The organism is Bradyrhizobium sp., from assembly GCF_049798375.1.
In the GTDB taxonomy this organism is placed as follows: Bacteria; Pseudomonadota; Alphaproteobacteria; order Rhizobiales; family Xanthobacteraceae; genus Bradyrhizobium.
The window spans coordinates 1-14,926 of the sequence record NZ_JBARGP010000273.1 but is presented as its reverse complement, the minus strand read 5'-3'; the positions used below and the strand labels follow the sequence as shown (position 1 = coordinate 14,926).

16 protein-coding genes are annotated in these 14,926 nt (G+C 64.2%); 9 read left to right on the top strand and 7 right to left on the bottom strand.

Annotated features, from left to right (window positions below):
• Window positions 1-609 (top strand): sulfite exporter TauE/SafE family protein (locus WA702_RS11700; protein ID WP_425110680.1); only part of this gene is annotated, 609 nt, incomplete at its 5' end.
• Here WA702_RS11700 and WA702_RS11695 read toward each other — a convergent pair.
• Both WA702_RS11695 and WA702_RS11690 read right to left on the bottom strand, forming a co-directional pair.
• Window positions 598-1,107, bottom strand: coding sequence for a hypothetical protein (locus tag WA702_RS11695; protein WP_425110679.1), 510 nt, complete (start codon window positions 1,105-1,107; stop codon window positions 598-600). The two genes, WA702_RS11700 and WA702_RS11695, sit on opposite strands and share 12 nt — an antisense overlap.
• Before the next feature lie 14 nt (window positions 1,108-1,121).
• Window positions 1,122-2,651, bottom strand: a complete 1,530-nt coding sequence (locus WA702_RS11690) for a malonate--CoA ligase (RefSeq protein ID WP_425110678.1) — start codon at window positions 2,649-2,651, stop codon at window positions 1,122-1,124.
• A 161-nt stretch (window positions 2,652-2,812) separates the two neighbouring features.
• Here WA702_RS11690 and WA702_RS11685 point away from each other — a divergent pair, with 161 nt between their 5' ends.
• Window positions 2,813-3,574 carry an SDR family oxidoreductase gene (locus WA702_RS11685; protein ID WP_425110677.1) on the top strand — a complete coding sequence of 254 codons (762 nt, stop codon included), beginning with the start codon at window positions 2,813-2,815 and terminating at the stop codon, window positions 3,572-3,574.
• Window positions 3,575-3,758: 184 nt separating this feature from the next.
• On the opposite strand, the gene WA702_RS11680 is transcribed toward WA702_RS11685, so the two are convergent.
• A complete protein-coding gene (locus WA702_RS11680) occupies window positions 3,759-4,229 on the bottom strand; it encodes a hypothetical protein (protein WP_425110676.1) in 471 nt (156 codons plus the stop codon).
• 496 nt (window positions 4,230-4,725) lie between these two features.
• Here WA702_RS11680 and WA702_RS11675 point away from each other — a divergent pair, with 496 nt between their 5' ends.
• The 3 genes from WA702_RS11675 (at window position 4,726) to WA702_RS11665 (ending at window position 6,930) form a co-directional block, all read left to right on the top strand.
• Window positions 4,726-5,280 (top strand): fasciclin domain-containing protein, encoded by a 555-nt coding sequence (locus tag WA702_RS11675; RefSeq protein ID WP_425110681.1) that lies wholly within the window; start codon window positions 4,726-4,728, stop codon window positions 5,278-5,280.
• A 199-nt stretch (window positions 5,281-5,479) separates the two neighbouring features.
• The gene (locus tag WA702_RS11670; RefSeq protein ID WP_425110675.1) at window positions 5,480-6,121 is read left to right on the top strand and encodes a cytochrome b/b6 domain-containing protein; all 642 of its coding nucleotides are present in this window, start codon (window positions 5,480-5,482) and stop codon (window positions 6,119-6,121) included.
• A gap of 23 nt (window positions 6,122-6,144) precedes the next feature.
• Window positions 6,145-6,930, top strand: a complete 786-nt coding sequence (locus tag WA702_RS11665) for a molybdopterin-binding protein (RefSeq protein ID WP_425110673.1) — start codon at window positions 6,145-6,147, stop codon at window positions 6,928-6,930.
• Between the two features lie 31 nt (window positions 6,931-6,961).
• Here the strand turns inward: WA702_RS11665 and WA702_RS11660 are convergent, their stop codons facing one another.
• Complete coding sequence (locus WA702_RS11660) at window positions 6,962-8,152, bottom strand: YbfB/YjiJ family MFS transporter (RefSeq protein WP_425110672.1); 1,191 nt, start codon at window positions 8,150-8,152, stop codon at window positions 6,962-6,964.
• A gap of 226 nt (window positions 8,153-8,378) precedes the next feature.
• On the opposite strand from WA702_RS11660, the gene leuB reads away from it, so the two are divergent.
• Entirely contained in the window at window positions 8,379-9,491 is a 1,113-nt protein-coding gene (leuB, locus tag WA702_RS11655; protein WP_425110671.1) for a 3-isopropylmalate dehydrogenase, read from the top strand.
• Between the two features lie 985 nt (window positions 9,492-10,476).
• Here leuB and WA702_RS11650 read toward each other — a convergent pair.
• Both WA702_RS11650 and WA702_RS11645 read right to left on the bottom strand, forming a co-directional pair.
• Window positions 10,477-10,863, bottom strand: a complete 387-nt coding sequence (locus WA702_RS11650) for a hypothetical protein (protein ID WP_425110670.1) — start codon at window positions 10,861-10,863, stop codon at window positions 10,477-10,479.
• Window positions 10,864-11,049: 186 nt separating this feature from the next.
• Window positions 11,050-11,820, bottom strand: coding sequence for a hypothetical protein (locus WA702_RS11645; RefSeq protein WP_425110669.1), 771 nt, complete (start codon window positions 11,818-11,820; stop codon window positions 11,050-11,052).
• Window positions 11,821-11,982: 162 nt separating this feature from the next.
• Here WA702_RS11645 and WA702_RS11640 point away from each other — a divergent pair, with 162 nt between their 5' ends.
• Together WA702_RS11640 and WA702_RS11635 are read left to right on the top strand one after the other, a co-directional pair.
• Window positions 11,983-13,017, top strand: coding sequence for an aspartate-semialdehyde dehydrogenase (locus WA702_RS11640; RefSeq protein WP_425110668.1), 1,035 nt, complete (start codon window positions 11,983-11,985; stop codon window positions 13,015-13,017).
• A gap of 28 nt (window positions 13,018-13,045) precedes the next feature.
• Window positions 13,046-13,597, top strand: a complete 552-nt coding sequence (locus tag WA702_RS11635) for a TIGR00645 family protein (protein ID WP_425110667.1) — start codon at window positions 13,046-13,048, stop codon at window positions 13,595-13,597.
• Between the two features lie 28 nt (window positions 13,598-13,625).
• On the opposite strand, the gene WA702_RS11630 is transcribed toward WA702_RS11635, so the two are convergent.
• A complete protein-coding gene (locus tag WA702_RS11630) occupies window positions 13,626-14,273 on the bottom strand; it encodes a carbonic anhydrase (protein WP_425110666.1) in 648 nt (215 codons plus the stop codon).
• Between the two features lie 148 nt (window positions 14,274-14,421).
• Here WA702_RS11630 and WA702_RS11625 point away from each other — a divergent pair.
• A partial coding sequence (locus WA702_RS11625; RefSeq protein ID WP_425110665.1) for an HpcH/HpaI aldolase/citrate lyase family protein occupies window positions 14,422-14,926 on the top strand: 505 nt, incomplete at its 3' end.

The window sequence follows — 14,926 nt, the reverse complement described above, 5'->3', positions numbered from 1 at the left end:
GCGGTCGACATGAGCGTGATCCGCGCCTGGTGGCTGACGATCCTGATCGGCGTCATCGCCGGCAGCGCGATCGCGCGCATCGCGCCGGAGCGGCTGTTCAAATATGTCTTTGTCGCAGTCGCCTGGTCGGCGGCGTTCCGCCTGATCTTCGGCCGCGCCAGCTGGAAGCTCGGCGACGAGCTGCCGAAGGGGCCGCTGATGAAGGCTTATGGAATCGTGGTCGGGCTGCTGTCGACCTTGATGGGGATCGGCGGCGGGCTGTTCTCCAACCTGCTGATGACGTTCTACGGAAGGCCGATCCACCAGGCGGTCGCGACCTCATCGGCGCTCGCGGTGCTGATCTCGATCCCCGGCGCGCTGGGCTATGTCTATGCTGGCTGGCCCGCGGCCGCGCACTATCCCGATGTCGCCGCGCTGCAGTTGCCGTTCGCGCTCGGCTATGTCTCGCTAATCGGCGCGGTGCTGGTGGTGCCGCTCAGCCTGGTCACCGCGCCATGGGGCGTGCGCGCCGCGCATGCGCTGTCGAAGCGCCAGCTCGAGATGGCGTTCGGCTGTTATCTCTTCATTGTCGGCAGCCGCTTCGTGATCAGCCTGGTGTCAGGGCACTGACGCGGCTTGCGGCAGCAGCCGCACCTCGCTGTAACGCCATATGCGCAGATCGCCCTGCTGATCGATCCGGTCATCGTCGGCCAGCGCCAGGATGCGCGCGGCGATAACTTCCGCTTCGAGCTGCCAGGTTCGTTTCTCGCAATCCTTGAGCGCAAGGACGAGGATCCAGGCCGTCTTCTGCCAACGCGGCGTCAGCGCTGAGAAAATGATTTCGTCCAGACCGGCCTCCGTGATGCCGGCGGGCAGGAGGACCTCGTCCCAATACAGCTCGCTGTCGATGTCGAAGTCTTCCCCAGGCGGGGGCTTGAGATCGGGAAAGCGCTGATAGATCGTATAAAGCAATCCTGTATGCAGGCTCTTGCCCACATCGCGGAGATGGCCGCCCAATGCCTCGCGCGCATCAGGACCCGCTTCGGCGATCGCATGCTCGGCGCGGCTTATCGCGGCAGCCGCTTCGATCAGATGAAGTTGGATGCTCTCAGCCTCATCGCGCGTCATCGGCTCCCCCCGACCTATTTCTTCGCGTAGATGTCCTTGTACTGCTCGCGCAGCACGTTCTTCTGCACCTTGCCCATGGTGTTGCGCGGTAGCTCGTTCACGATGAACACCCGCTTGGGCATCTTGAACTTGGCCAGCCGGCCGTCGAGCGCCTTCAGCACGCTGGCCTCGCTGACGTCGGCGCCGGGATGGCAGACCACCACCGCGGTGACGCCCTCGCCGAAATCGGCATGCGGCACACCGATCACGGCGGATTCCACCACGCCCGGCATGGCGTCGATCTCGCTCTCGATCTCCTTCGGATAGACGTTGAAGCCGCCCGAGATCACCAGATCCTTGCCGCGGCCGAGGATGTGGACGTACCCCTTGGGATCGATCTTGCCGAGGTCGCCGGTGATGAAGAAGCCGTCGTCGCGGAATTCGGACCTGGTCTTCTCCGGCATCCGCCAATAGCCCTTGAACACGTTCGGGCCTTTGACCTCGATGACGCCGATCTGGTCGCGCGGCAGCACCTCTGCCGTCTCCGGATCGGTGACGCGCGCGGACACGCCGGGCAGCGGGAAGCCAACCGCGCCGGGCACGCGCTCGCCGTCATAGGGGTTCGACGTGTTCATGTTGGTCTCGGTCATGCCGTAGCGCTCGAGCACGGCGTGTCCGGTGCGCGCGAACCATTCACGATGGGTGTCGGCGAGCAGCGGCGCCGAGCCCGAGATGAACAGCCGCATATGCTTGGTCGTATCTTTGTTCAGCGCCGGGTTTGCCAGCAGACGGGTGTAGAAGGTCGGCACGCCCATCAGCACGGTGGCGCGCGCCATCAGCTTGATGATGCGATCCGGGTCGAGCTTGGGCAGGAAGATCATCGACGCGCGCGCGAACAGCGTGACGTTGCTGGCCACGAACAAACCGTGGGTGTGATAGATCGGCAGCGCGTGGATCAGCACGTCATCCTTTGTGAAACGCCAATAGTCGACCAGGGTCAGCGAGTTCGAGGCCAGATTGTCGTGGCTGAGCATCGCGCCCTTGGAGCGGCCGGTGGTGCCGGACGTGTAGAGGATGGCGGCGAGGTCGTCATTGCCGCGCGCCACGGTGGCGAACGCCGTGTCGGCCTTGTCGGCCGCCTCGCTCAGCGAGCCCTTGCCGCTCGCATCCAGCGTCTCGACCTTGGCGCCGACCTTCGCCGCGATCGCGGCAATGCCCTCGGCCTTCGACGGGTCGCAGACCACCACGGTCGGCTCGGCATCGGTGATGAAGTAGTCGAGCTCGTTCAGTGTGTAGGCGGTGTTGAGCGGCAGGTAGACGCCACCGGCGCGCACAGTGGCCAGATAGAGCGTGAGGTTCTCGACCGATTTCTCGACCTGCACTGCGACCCGGTCGCCCGGCTTGACGCCGCGCGCCACCAGCACATTCGCGATCCGGCCCGCGCGGGCGATCAGGTCGCCGTAGCTGATGCGCTTGCCTCCATCGGTCTCGATCGCGAGCCTGCTGGGATCGTCGAGGCCGTCGAACAGGCGGGAAAACAGATTGGCGTTGGCGACGTTTGTCATGCAAGAGTCCCCTGGAGCAATGATCCGGAACAGCGGAAGCTGCCGCGTCAGGCCATCATGCTCGACGATATCGGATAGGGCAGGCGGGCGGCCCGAGGGCTCGCCATCGGACAACGCTGCAATAGCAAAAACGCCCTTTCGAAGGCAACGGGAGAGAACGGATGACGGAAATCGGAAAACGCGTGGCCTGGATCACCGGTGGCGGCAGCGGAATCGGCGAGGCCGGCGCGCTGGCGCTGGCGGCGGACGGCTGGACCGTGGTGGTGTCGGGCCGCCGCAAGGAGGCGCTCGACGGCGTAGTGGCGGCGATTGCCAAGAATGGCGGAACGGCCGAGGCTATCGCGCTCGATGTCGCCAAGGCCGATGCCGTGCAAAAGGCCGCCGACGACATCGTGGCGCGGCACGGCCGTATCGATCTCCTGGTCAACTCCGCCGGCGTCAACGTGCCCAGGCGGCGCTGGGACGACATGACCCTGAAGGGCTGGAACCAGCTCGTCGAGATCAACCTCAACGGCGTGCTCTATTGCATGCGCGCGGTGTTGCCGACGATGCGGGCGCAAAAGGACGGCAGCATCATCAACGTGTCGTCATGGGCGGGGCGCCATGTCTCGAAGATGCCGGGGCCGGCCTACACCACCACCAAGCACGCGGTGCTGGCGCTGACCCACTCCTTCAACATGGACGAATGCGTCAACGGTCTGCGCGCGTGTTGTCTCATGCCAGGAGAAGTGGCGACCCCGATCCTGCAGCAGCGCCCGGTGGTGCCGAGCGAGGAGGAACAGGCGAAGATGCTGCAGGGCGAAGATCTCGGCCGCACCATCGCCTTCGTCGCGAGCCTGCCGCCGCGGGTCTGCGTCAATGAGATCCTGATCAGCCCGACCTGGAATCGCGGCTTCATCCAGACGCCGTCGAACCGGGATTGAGTGGGGCAGGAGCCGCTGAGGATTGCACTCAGGCCGCCTCAAATTCAGTTGTCATGCTCCGCGCAGGCGGGGCATCCAGTACGCCGCGCCCGTCGTGCTTCGACCGAAGCGTCACGGCGTACTGGATCGCGCCCGCTTTCGCAGCCGATGACACCGGTGAGCTACATTTCTATCGTGCGGTCGCTCACCCCGCGCATGGTGGTACCAGCTTCGCCGCAATGAGGAAGCGTGCGATTGGATCGCGCGGCCGGCACGCTTTCACCTCGGCGACCTTGGCCGGCTTGGCAGCGGTGGCGCGTGGCTTCGCTGCCACTGCCTTGATCGGTGCGTGTTTGCGCATGATTTCGGACGGCCTGAACTCGGCATGCGCCGCACGCACGTCGTTGGATTCGACCGGCAGCAGTGGCGTGCCTTCGACATCGGGCGTGGCCACGCCGCGGTCGGCTTCGGTCAAAGTGTTCTCGGCGGGAATGCCCTGGGTCAGCGCCGAGGTGGTGTCGCTCGGCGTGGTGTCGGACGCGGCGGCTGATGTCGTGACCATCTTGACGGCGAGCAGGCCGAGCAGCACCAGCAGGAGAATTCCGGCAAACCAGACTGTTCTGACCACGATCGCAAGCCCCCGCTTTGCGCGCGTCACATTGCCGGATACCCCCATCCAGCAACGCCGCGTAGACCATCTATCAACCTTAAGAGAACGTTAATCGCAACGATGGCGTGAGTTTCGTGCACCGTCGCCTGCGATCGTAGTTAATGCGTGCGGGTCGAATGCATGATCGCGGGCGCAGAGGAAGCGCACGTCGTTCAATGGACGACCGGTCGCGCGCCGTCATTGCGAGAAGCCGAAGGCGACGAAGCAATTTAGCGCCAAGCAAGGATTCTGGATTGCTTCGTCGCTTCGCTCCTCGCAATGACGACGCTGGCTGTGGTGTTTCGGCCGCCCGCACACAGCGCCACACGTCCGCCGGACTGATTAGTTTCGCTCATCACGTTAAATTATCCCGCGAAACCCCGGGCAAGACCCTGCCGTAGCTCCGCCCGACAAGTCACGAGAGGTCATCGCGCGATGATCGCTTCGACGCTCCGTGTCTTGCGACCAACGATGGCCGTCCGGCCGATCGAAACGATATCAGGAGCACTCCATGTCCAAGCGAATTTCAAAGCGCATTGCCCTTCTCTCCGCTGTTGCGTTCAGCGCGCTCGCGCTCACCTCGAGCTTCGTCGCGCCGGCGCGCGCGAACGAGAAGACGGTGATGGTCGGAGGTGCCGCGATGTATCCGTCCAAGAACATCGTCCAGAACGCGGTCAATTCGAAGGATCACACCACGCTGGTCGCGGCGGTGAAGGCGGCCGGGCTGGTCGATACGCTGGAAGGGAAGGGACCGTTCACGGTGTTCGCGCCGACCAATGAGGCCTTCGGCAAGCTGCCGGCCGGCACCGTCGACACGCTGGTCAAGCCGGAGAACAAGGCGACCTTGACCAAGATCCTCACCTATCACGTGGTGCCCGGCAAGCTCGAGGCGTCCGACCTCACCGACGGCAAGAAGTTGAAGACGGTCGAGGGCGAGCAGCTCACGGTCAAGCACAAGGACGGCAAAATCTGGATCGTCGATGCCAAGGGCGACACCGCGATGGTCTCGATCTCCAACGTCAACCAGTCGAACGGCGTCATTCATGTCGTCGACACCGTGCTGATGCCGGCATCGTAACACCTCACCTACGGATTTCATCCCGTGATCAGCGAGCCGGGCGACTGACCCGGCTCGCTTTTTTGTGATCGCCGTTCAGCCCGCGGAAATGGAAGTCGATGACGAATTATTCGTACTGACTGTAACGGCGAGGCTGATCTCGACGTATAGTCGTCTGGATGACGCAATCGCGAACCCCCGCGAACCCCATGGAGCCGTCATGAGCAGTCTCGTTGCCGCAGACCCCCATGCCGGTGTGGCGCCGGCGCAAGCCAGCCGGAAGCTGATCCAGCCGGGTTGGGTCCGCGTCATGCATTGGATCAACGCGGTGGCGATGATCATGATGATCATGTCCGGCTGGCAGATCTACAACGCCTCGCCACTGTTCGATTTCCGCTTCTCGCACAGCATCACCCTCGGCGGCTGGCTCGCTGGCGCGCTGCTGTGGCACTTCGCGGCCATGTGGCTGCTGATGGTCAATGGTTTCGCCTATCTGATCACCGGGCTCGCCACCGGCCGCTTGCGCAACAAGCTGCTGCCGATCACGCCAAAGGGCGTCGCCGGCGATCTCAAGGCGGCGCTCACCTTCAAGCTCGGCCACGACGACCTCTCCAAGTACAATTATGTCCAGAAGCTGCTCTATGCCGGCATCATCGTGGTCGGCATCGTGATCGTGCTGTCCGGGCTCTCGATCTGGAAGCCGGTGCAGCTGCATTGGTTGGTTTCGCTGTTCGGCGACTACGACCGGGCCCGCTATGTGCACTTCTTCTGCATGTCGGCGATCGCAGCCTTCCTGGTCGTCCATGTCGCGCTGGCGCTGCTGGTGCCGAAAAGCCTGCGCGCGATGATCATCGGCCGTTGAGCCCATCTTCAAGGAGAATTGCCATGGGCCGTTTGCGCTCGCTGCTGATCCCCGGTGTCGACAAGAATCTGCTGGTCAGGGATGCCGCCAAGCTGTTGCCCGATCCGGCCCGTCGCCGCTTCATTGCCGGCGGCGCCAGCCTCGGCGCCTTGACGTTGTTGACCGGCTGCGACGTGCTCGACAGCGATTCCGCCGACGCGATGTTGGCGCGGATTTCCAAGTTCAACGATGCCGTGCAGGCCTGGCTGTTCAATCCGGATGCGCTGGCGCCGACCTACCCGGAGAGCATGATCACCAAGCCGTTCCCGTTCAACGCCTACTACGATCTCGACGATGCGCCGGAGATCGAGGCCGCCGACTGGAAGCTCGAGGTCTCGGGTCTCGTCGACAACAAGAAGTCCTGGACCTTGCCGGAGCTTTACGCGCTGCCGCAGGTCAGCCAAGTGACGCGGCACATTTGCGTCGAGGGCTGGAGCGCGATCGGCTCATGGACCGGCACGCCGTTGCGCGACTTCCTCAAGCTGATCGGCGCCGATACGCGCGCGAAATATGTCTGGTTCCAGTGCGCCGACAAGGACGGCTACAACTCGCCGCTGGACATGCGCAGCGCGCTGCACCCGCAGACCCAGATGACCTTCAAATTCGCCGACGAGATCCTGCCGCGCGCCTACGGCTTCCCGATGAAGATCCGCGTGCCCACCAAGCTCGGTTTCAAGAACCCGAAATACGTGACGTCGATGGAGGTCACAAATGAGTACAAGGGCGGTTATTGGGAAGACCAGGGCTATAATTCCTTCAGCGGGAGCTGAGGGACATCTGATGGGTTGAGGCGTCTGCGCACTACACTGGCTTCGCCAACTTCCCCTGCATCGCCGCCGCCACTGCCGCCAGCAGCAGCAGGCCGGCCGAGATGTTCAGCGCGTAGGTGAGGCTGCCCAGCGCATCGGTGATGGCCCCGACCACGAACGGGCCGATGGTCTGGCCGATGCCGAACACGATGGTGAGGGCCGCGATCGCGCCGGGCCACGCCGCCGGTGGCGCGTTGAAGCGGACGAAGGCGGTGGTCGAGGTGGTCACGGTCGAGAAGGCGAGGCCGAAGATCGCCGCCGAGAGCGCCAGCATCGCCGGCGAGTGGTCGAGCATTGGCAGGGCGGCGCCAATGGCGTTGACCGTCAGCACGATGCCGCTGGGCAGCCCGCCGCGATCCATTGCCAGCACGCGGCGCCAGACCCAGGGCGTGGTGAAGCCGGCGAGCCCGATCAGGCACCAGAACGCGGCCTGCGCCAGCGCGCCGCCGCCGAGATCGCGGACATAGGCGATCATGAAGGTCATATAGGCGATGTAGCCCGCGCCATAGAGGAAGTAGCTGACGAGATAGATCGCCATCGGCTTCAGCGAGAAGCTCGATGCGCCACGATCCGGGAGTGCCGCCTTGCCGGGGATCGGTGTCAGCAGCAGCGGGATCGTCAGCACGGCGCCGAGCAGGGTCAGCGCCCACCACACCACCCACCACGAGCCGGGGCCGAAATACTGCAGCACGAACGGTGCGACCAGGCCCGATGCGACGATGCCGAGCGGCGGTCCGGCATAGAACAGGCTCATGACGAAGCTCGCTTGCGCCGGCACCGATTGCGCGATCCGGGCCGCGAGCGCGCCGCCGGCGACGAAGCCGACCGCCGCGCCGATACCCGCGACCAGCCGCGCCAGGCTCAGCGCCGCGAAATTTCCAGTCATCGCGCAGACGGCGAGCGAGGCCAACGCCGCCAATGTTCCGCCGCGGAGCGTCGCCGACCAGCCGAAGCGCCGGATCATCCGGGAGGCGATCAGCGCACCGATGAGGTAGCCGGCCGCGTTGACGGTATTCATGAAGCCGGCGGCCGAATACGACCAGCCGAGCGACTCCCGCATGTCGGGCAACACCAGCGCATAGGCGAAGCGGCCGATGCCGAGGCTGACGATCGGGCTGAGCGACAGCGTGAGGTTCAGCCGCGCCGGATGCGCCGGTGGCAGAGGCGATTGCGGATCTGGCAAGGAGATACTCCCGTCCCGCCGTAGCGGGGACGAACCTGGGCGCGCGGAGGCGATACCGTAGAATGTTTATAGCGTCGGCGCGCTGAGCTGAAGGTCCCCTGCGGCAATGGTGACTTGCCAATACCGCAGCGGCGCTTTAGCACTCCCGCCCGTCGGCCATTCCGGATTACCGCGCATTATCAGGCGTCCGGAACGACGAACAACAACACGCGGAAGGATTTCCCCTATGGCGACTCACAAGCTGCTCTTGCTGCCGGGCGACGGCATTGGCCCCGAAGTGATGGCGGAGGTGAAGCGCCTGATCGGCTGGCTCAACAGCAAGGGTCTGGCGTCGTTCGCGACCGAGGAAGGGCTGGTCGGCGGCTCAGCCTATGACGCGCACAAGGTGTCGATCTCGGAAGGCGACATGGCCAAGGCGAAGGCGGCCGACGCCATCATCTTCGGCGCGGTCGGCGGCCCGAAATGGGATAGCGTGCCCTACGACGTGCGCCCCGAAGCCGGTCTGCTGCGGCTGCGCAAGGATCTCGGCCTGTTCGCCAATCTGCGACCGGCGGTGTGCTACCCGGCGCTGGCCGACGCCTCGAGCCTGAAGCGCGACATCGTCGAGGGCCTCGACATCATGATCGTGCGCGAGCTCACCGGCGGTGTCTATTTCGGCGAGCCGAAGACCATCACCGATCTCGGCAACGGCCAGAAGCGCGCCATCGACACCCAGGTCTACGACACCTATGAGATCGAGCGCATTGCCCGCGTCGCCTTCGACCTGGCGCGCAAGCGCCGCAACAAGGTGACCTCGATGGAGAAGCGCAACGTCATGAAGTCGGGCGTGCTCTGGAACGAGGTCGTCACCCAAGTGCATGGCCGCGAATACAAGGACGTGACCTTGGAGCATCAGCTCGCCGATTCCGGCGGCATGAACCTGGTGAAATATCCGAAGATGTTCGACGTCATCGTCACCGACAATCTGTTCGGCGACATGCTCTCCGACATCGCGGCGATGCTGACCGGATCGCTCGGCATGCTGCCGTCCGCCTCGCTCGGCGAGGTCGACCCACGCTCCAAGACCCGCAAGGCGCTGTATGAGCCGGTGCACGGCTCGGCGCCCGACATCGCGGGCAAGGGCCTCGCCAATCCGATCGCGATGCTGTCGTCGTTCGGCATGGCGCTGCGCTACTCCTTCGACATGGGCGCGCTCGCCGACAAGCTCGAAGCCGCCATCGCCGCCGTGCTGGCCAGCGGGCTGCGCACCGCCGACATCAAGTCGGAAGGCTCCACGCCCGCTTCGACCACGCAGATGGGTGAGGCCGTGATCAAGGAGCTGGAGAAGCAGCACGCTTAGTTCGCGCACTCCTGTTAGCGGTCGCCACTGCGGCAACATAGACGGTGTCGTCCCGGGCAAGCGCGCAGCGCGCCGACCCGGGACCCATGCTCCGAGCAGCTCGTTTTGCGAAGGCTGGAGCGACACGCACGTGTCACCATAGCCGTTGGTGTCTATGGGTCTCGGCTCGAAACGGGGATGACGATCTTTTTGTGGCGAGCTGAATCCTTAACTAACTGGTCTTTGTGTGATCTTCTGTGTGACTGCCCGTCGTGCCATTGTGTCGCACGTATCAGGGCCTTGCGCCGTCGGGCAAATCAGGTTCACATTTCTGCCCGTCTCGGCTCGATCAAGAGGGGCGCTTCGCGGTCGTCACGAACGTTGGGTCGGAGATGCGGTGGACGCGGCGTGTCGCAGCGAGCTAACAACTCGCAGACGAACGGCATGGCGCGGACGGCGAAGTCGTGTGGTCCTGACGCCCCGGTGCTGGCGTCAAGTTGGCGATGCTATTTGACGAGCATTGCGAGCGACAGGGGCAAGAAAGCCGGTCCCTGAGGAGAGCACGTATAAGCTAAGTAAACCATCGCGCAGGGAAGGCCGGTTGTTTCGGCCAAGCCTGTGGTGACTACCGCGTGCTTTTTTGCACGCAACCATGGGTGCGGCCTGCACCCGGCCTTCCCTGCGCCCTCGATTATAGAGAGGGCCGGAATACGCAGCATCACTCGGACATGTCATGTCGCGAGAACGAGAATGTATGTCCGAAAGAGAGTTGGAATCGCCGCGATCGCTGCCACACCACGTTCGTCATGCCCCGCGCAGGCGGCATCCAGTACGTAGTGTCGTCTCGGTAGATCACGACCGTCGCCGGAATACTGGATCGCCCGCCTTCGCGGACGATGACAGCGGAGAAACACAGCACGGACCGAGAGCGCCGTTGATCGCCATCATCCCAAACGCAAAAGGCCGGGCGGAGCCCGGCCTTCGCGAAAGGATAAACCCGCTGGTCTCAGTACGGGACCGGCGGCAGCGGGAAGGCGCGTGGGTAGCCGCCGAGATCGGTCGGCGTCATCAGCGGCTGGCGGTCGATCGGCCGGTTGTTGTTCTCGCGGGCGAAGGACGGATAGCCGTATTCCGACGGATAGGCGTAATCGGTGAACTTGCGATCGCCGGGCAGCACCTCGGTGCCGCCATCGAGCCAGGAGCGCTTCGAGATGTAGACGCGGGTGTGCGGGCCCGATTGATAGGACGCGTTGGGCCCATTGCTGCCGGTGGCGACGTAAGTGCCATATTGCTTGCGCTTGGTCGCGGCGTCAGCGGACGTGGCAACCGCCAGGCCGGTCGCGGCAATCAAGGCGAGCATCGCGAGCCGGCTCGCGGCAGAAAATGTCGTCATCACGTCCTCTTCCTCGCGCCGAAAAGTGGCGGGCGCCCGCCGATGCGCATGCGTTGCGCGGCACAATATCTGTGCCGGATGTGGCGTCACAAGGTCATAGTTGCCACACCGGCTCAGATAAATCGCCGCTGTGGCGGGAAAGTTGCATCAAATCCGCAACTTGCCGCCGCGGTACCGGCCGTCCCGCTACAAGGCGCCGCGCAGCCGGGGATCGTCGGCCGAGGTGACCCAGTCCGCCGAGGTGGCGGCCGACATACCGGGGCTGCAGGTCGCGCGCTTCGCCTCGGCGCGGGTGAACAAGGCGGAGAGGCCCGTGTCGTGGTCGGCCGCAAGCAGGGTCAGCCGGTTCAGCATGCAGCCGATCGCGGCACGGCTGACAGGGCCGGTGACGCCCTGACAGGACCAGCCGGACAGCCGCAGCTCGGGGTTATGGACGCCTTTGAGGAAGCCGAGGCAGCCGCGTGGACCGTCGGTGGCGCCGGCCGGCCGCAACAGGGCGACCGCGCCGAACTTGCTGTCGATCACGCCGGCGGCCTCGAAGGCGGTCGGGCCCTCGACCGCCATCCGCCGCGCCAAATCGGCTGTCGGGTCAGCTGCCGGATCGGCAGGCGCGTCACGCTCACCGCCGGGACGATAGATTTCGAGTTCCGCCAACGGCCGCCGCTCGGCAGGTTCGCCCCAGCGGATCACGTCCTTGCGGCCGCCCTCGGGGTGACGCAGCACGGTATAGGTCGCGGACTTGTCGGGCTGATCGCCGAGGCGCAGTGCGTAGATCGGCACCGCTTCGTCGGCGATCGCCCAGCGCGAGCTCTCCGCCGGTTCCGGGGACGCCGGGCCGCCGATCTGCTGCCAAAGCGCGAGCGCGAGGATGCCGAGCAGCGCCAGCATGCCTACATAGGCGACCAGACGCGCCAAGGTGCCGCAGACCTCGTCGGCGAAACTTTCGAGCGCGAGCATGAAACCGGCTGTCGGGGGCCGTGAGGGAAGGATCGAAACGGGGGGCATCAAATGCGGGAGGTCATGGTAACGTTGTGTCAGGGACGTTTCTCGCATAGAAGCGCTGCCGCTTCAGTTTCCGCGTTTCGCGGTCACAGGCCATTTTTCGTCGGAGAGTGAACGATGGGTTACAAAGTCGCCGTTGTCGGCGCGACCGGTAATGTAGGACGGGAAATGCTCGCGATTCTCGACGAGCGTAAATTTCCGGCCGACGAAGTCGTAGCCCTCGCCTCACGTCGCAGCATCGGCATCGAAGTCTCCTACGGCGATCGCACCCTGAAGGTGAAGGCGCTGGAGCACTACGATTTTGCCGATGTCGATATCTGCCTGATGTCGGCCGGCGGCGCGGCCTCGAAGGAATGGTCGCCGAAGATCGCCGCGGCCGGCGCGGTCGTGATCGACAATTCCTCGGCCTGGCGGATGGATCCGGACGTGCCGCTGATCGTGCCGGAGGTGAACGCCGACGCGGCCGCGGGCTTCACCAAGAAGAACATCATCGCCAACCCGAACTGCTCGACCGCGCAGCTCGTGGTCGCGCTGAAGCCGTTGCACGACAAGGCAACGATCAAGCGCGTCGTGGTCTCGACCTATCAGTCGGTGTCGGGCGCCGGCAAGGACGCGATGGACGAATTGTTCACGCAGACCAAGGCCGTCTACACCAACAGCGAACTGATCAACAAGAAATTCCCGAAGCGTATCGCCTTCAACGTCATCCCCGAGATCGACGTGTTCATGGAGGACGGCTACACCAAGGAAGAGTGGAAGATGATGATGGAGACCAAGAAGATCTTGGATCCCAAGATCAAGCTCTCCGCCACCTGCGTGCGCGTGCCGGTGTTCGTCGGCCATTCGGAAGCGGTCAACATCGAGTTCGAGAATCCGATCTCGGCCGATGAAGCGCGCAACATCCTGCGCAATGCGCCGGGCTGCCTCGTCATCGACAAGCACGAGCCGGGCGGCTACGTCACGCCGTATGAAGCCGCCGGTGAGGATGCGACCTATATCAGCCGCATTCGCGAGGATGCGACGGTCGAGAACGGTCTGGTGCTGTGGTGCGTCTCGGACAATCTGCGCAAGGGCGCGGCGCTGAACGCGGTGCAGATCGCGGAAAGCCTGATCAACCGCAAGCTGATCGTGCCCAAGAAGAAGGCCGCCTGAGGCAGGGAGCGAAACGCCGGAGAACTTCATGAGCGAGCAGCCGGCGCCTTCGCCCGACAAGCACAGGCCCAATATTGTCGAACGGCGGATCGAAAACCTGATCTTCAACAGCCGTTGGCTGATGGCGCCGTTCTATCTCGGCCTGGTCGTCAGCCTTGCGGTGCTGTTGCTGAAGTTCTGCATGCTGCTGTGGGAGTTCATCGTGCATGCGCCGGGCTCGAAGGAGTCCGACATCATTCTCGGTGTGCTCTCGCTGATCGACGTCTCGCTGACCGGCAATCTGATCCTGATCGTGGTGTTCTCCGGCTACGAGAACTTCGTCTCCAAGATCGATCCGGGCGGCCATCCCGACTGGCCGGACTGGATGACCAAGATCCAGTTCGGCGGCCTGAAGCAGAAGCTGCTCGCCTCGATCGTCGCGATCTCGGCGATTCAGGTGCTGAAGGCCTTCATGAACATCGACACTGTGTTTGAGCCAAGCCGGCTCGCCTGGCTGGTCGGCGTGCACCTGCTGTTCGTGGTCTCGGCGTTCATGCTGGCGCTGTCGGACCGCTGGAGCAGCGATCACGGCGGCGAGTAGCGAGTAGCAATTCGCTACTTCCTATTCGCTATTCGATGATCTCGCGCGCGCTCTTGAATTCCTTGGTCTCCCGGTCGAGCACGAACAGCGAGCCCTCGGCGACGCCGAAATAGGCGCCGTGCAGCTGCATCTCGCCGCTTTCGACCCGCTTGCGCACGAACGGGAACGTCATCAGGTTCTCGATGCTGCGGAACACCGCGGCCTTCTCGATCCGGGTGACGAATTCGGCCATGCTCTCGTGGGCGCGCTGCTCGACCACTTCGCCCGGCTTGACGAACATCGACATCCAGCGGCCGATGAAGTCGCCGGGCGACAGCGGCGCGATCTTGTCGACGAAGGCGCGGATGCCGCCGCACTGGGCGTGACCCAGGATGACGATGTGCTTCACCTTCAGCACGGTGACGGCAAACTCCAGCGCCGCCGAGACGCCGTGCGCGTTTTCGTCGGGCTGATAGATCGGCACCAGATTGGCGATGTTGCGGAGCACGAACAATTCGCCCGGCCCGACATCGAAGATCGCCTCGGGCGAGACCCGGGAATCGCAGCAGCCGATCACCATGGTCTCGGGCGATTGCCCGCGCTCGGACAATTCCTTGTACCGGCTCTGTTCGGTAGGAAGGCGGTGGGTGGCGAAAGCGTGGTAGCCTTCGAGCAGACGTTTCGGAAACAATTTCATAAGAGTTGCCTAATCACATGATACGGGCGGGAACAAGACTTTCAGGGCCGGCGGCGAAATGGTATCGCGGGGGCTTCCGCGACGCCATGGGGAACGCCACGAGAAACCCCGCGGGCAATGTCGGGAAATCGTCAAGGGAAATGGTCACATGATTCGTCCGCGCCGCAGCCTTCTGTTCATGCCTGGCTCGAATGCGCGGGCGCTGGAAAAGGGCCGCAATCTGCCGGCCGACGGCCTGATCCTCGATCTCGAAGACTCCGTGGCCCCGGATGCCAAGGGAACCGCGCGCGAGCAGATCGCCAAGGCCGTAGCGGCGGATGGCTATGGCGGTCGCGAACTGTTGATCCGCATCAACGCCCTGGATACGCCCTGGTGGAGCGACGATGCCGCGATGGCGGGGCAGGCGGCGCCTGATGGCATCCTGGTTCCCAAGGTCTCGACAGTCGAGGATCTGCATACTGTTACCGAGCGCTTGGCAGAGGTCGGCGCCGACCCCTCACTGAAGGTCTGGGCCATGATCGAGACCGCGCGCGCCGTGCTCGATGCCGACAAGCTCGCCGCGACGGTGCATGACGAGGGCTCGCGGCTTGCCGGCTTCGTGTTCGGTCCCAACGACATCTCGCGGGAGACGCGGATCCGGATGCTGCCCGGCC

What these genes read in the sequence shown, in the direction of transcription:
- WA702_RS11695 (WP_425110679.1), bottom strand. Translation starts at nt 1,107, where the DNA reads ATGACGCGCGATGAGGCTGAGAGCATCCAACTTCATCTGATCGAAGCG.
- WA702_RS11690 (WP_425110678.1), bottom strand. Translation starts at nt 2,651, where the DNA reads ATGACAAACGTCGCCAACGCCAATCTGTTTTCCCGCCTGTTCGACGGC.
- WA702_RS11685 (WP_425110677.1), top strand. Translation starts at nt 2,813, where the DNA reads ATGACGGAAATCGGAAAACGCGTGGCCTGGATCACCGGTGGCGGCAGC.
- WA702_RS11680 (WP_425110676.1), bottom strand. Translation starts at nt 4,229, where the DNA reads ATGGGGGTATCCGGCAATGTGACGCGCGCAAAGCGGGGGCTTGCGATC.
- WA702_RS11670 (WP_425110675.1), top strand. Translation starts at nt 5,480, where the DNA reads ATGAGCAGTCTCGTTGCCGCAGACCCCCATGCCGGTGTGGCGCCGGCG.
- WA702_RS11665 (WP_425110673.1), top strand. Translation starts at nt 6,145, where the DNA reads ATGGGCCGTTTGCGCTCGCTGCTGATCCCCGGTGTCGACAAGAATCTG.
- leuB (WP_425110671.1), top strand. Translation starts at nt 8,379, where the DNA reads ATGGCGACTCACAAGCTGCTCTTGCTGCCGGGCGACGGCATTGGCCCC.
- WA702_RS11650 (WP_425110670.1), bottom strand. Translation starts at nt 10,863, where the DNA reads ATGACGACATTTTCTGCCGCGAGCCGGCTCGCGATGCTCGCCTTGATT.
- WA702_RS11645 (WP_425110669.1), bottom strand. Translation starts at nt 11,820, where the DNA reads ATGCTCGCGCTCGAAAGTTTCGCCGACGAGGTCTGCGGCACCTTGGCG.
- WA702_RS11640 (WP_425110668.1), top strand. Translation starts at nt 11,983, where the DNA reads ATGGGTTACAAAGTCGCCGTTGTCGGCGCGACCGGTAATGTAGGACGG.
- WA702_RS11635 (WP_425110667.1), top strand. Translation starts at nt 13,046, where the DNA reads ATGAGCGAGCAGCCGGCGCCTTCGCCCGACAAGCACAGGCCCAATATT.
- WA702_RS11630 (WP_425110666.1), bottom strand. Translation starts at nt 14,273, where the DNA reads ATGAAATTGTTTCCGAAACGTCTGCTCGAAGGCTACCACGCTTTCGCC.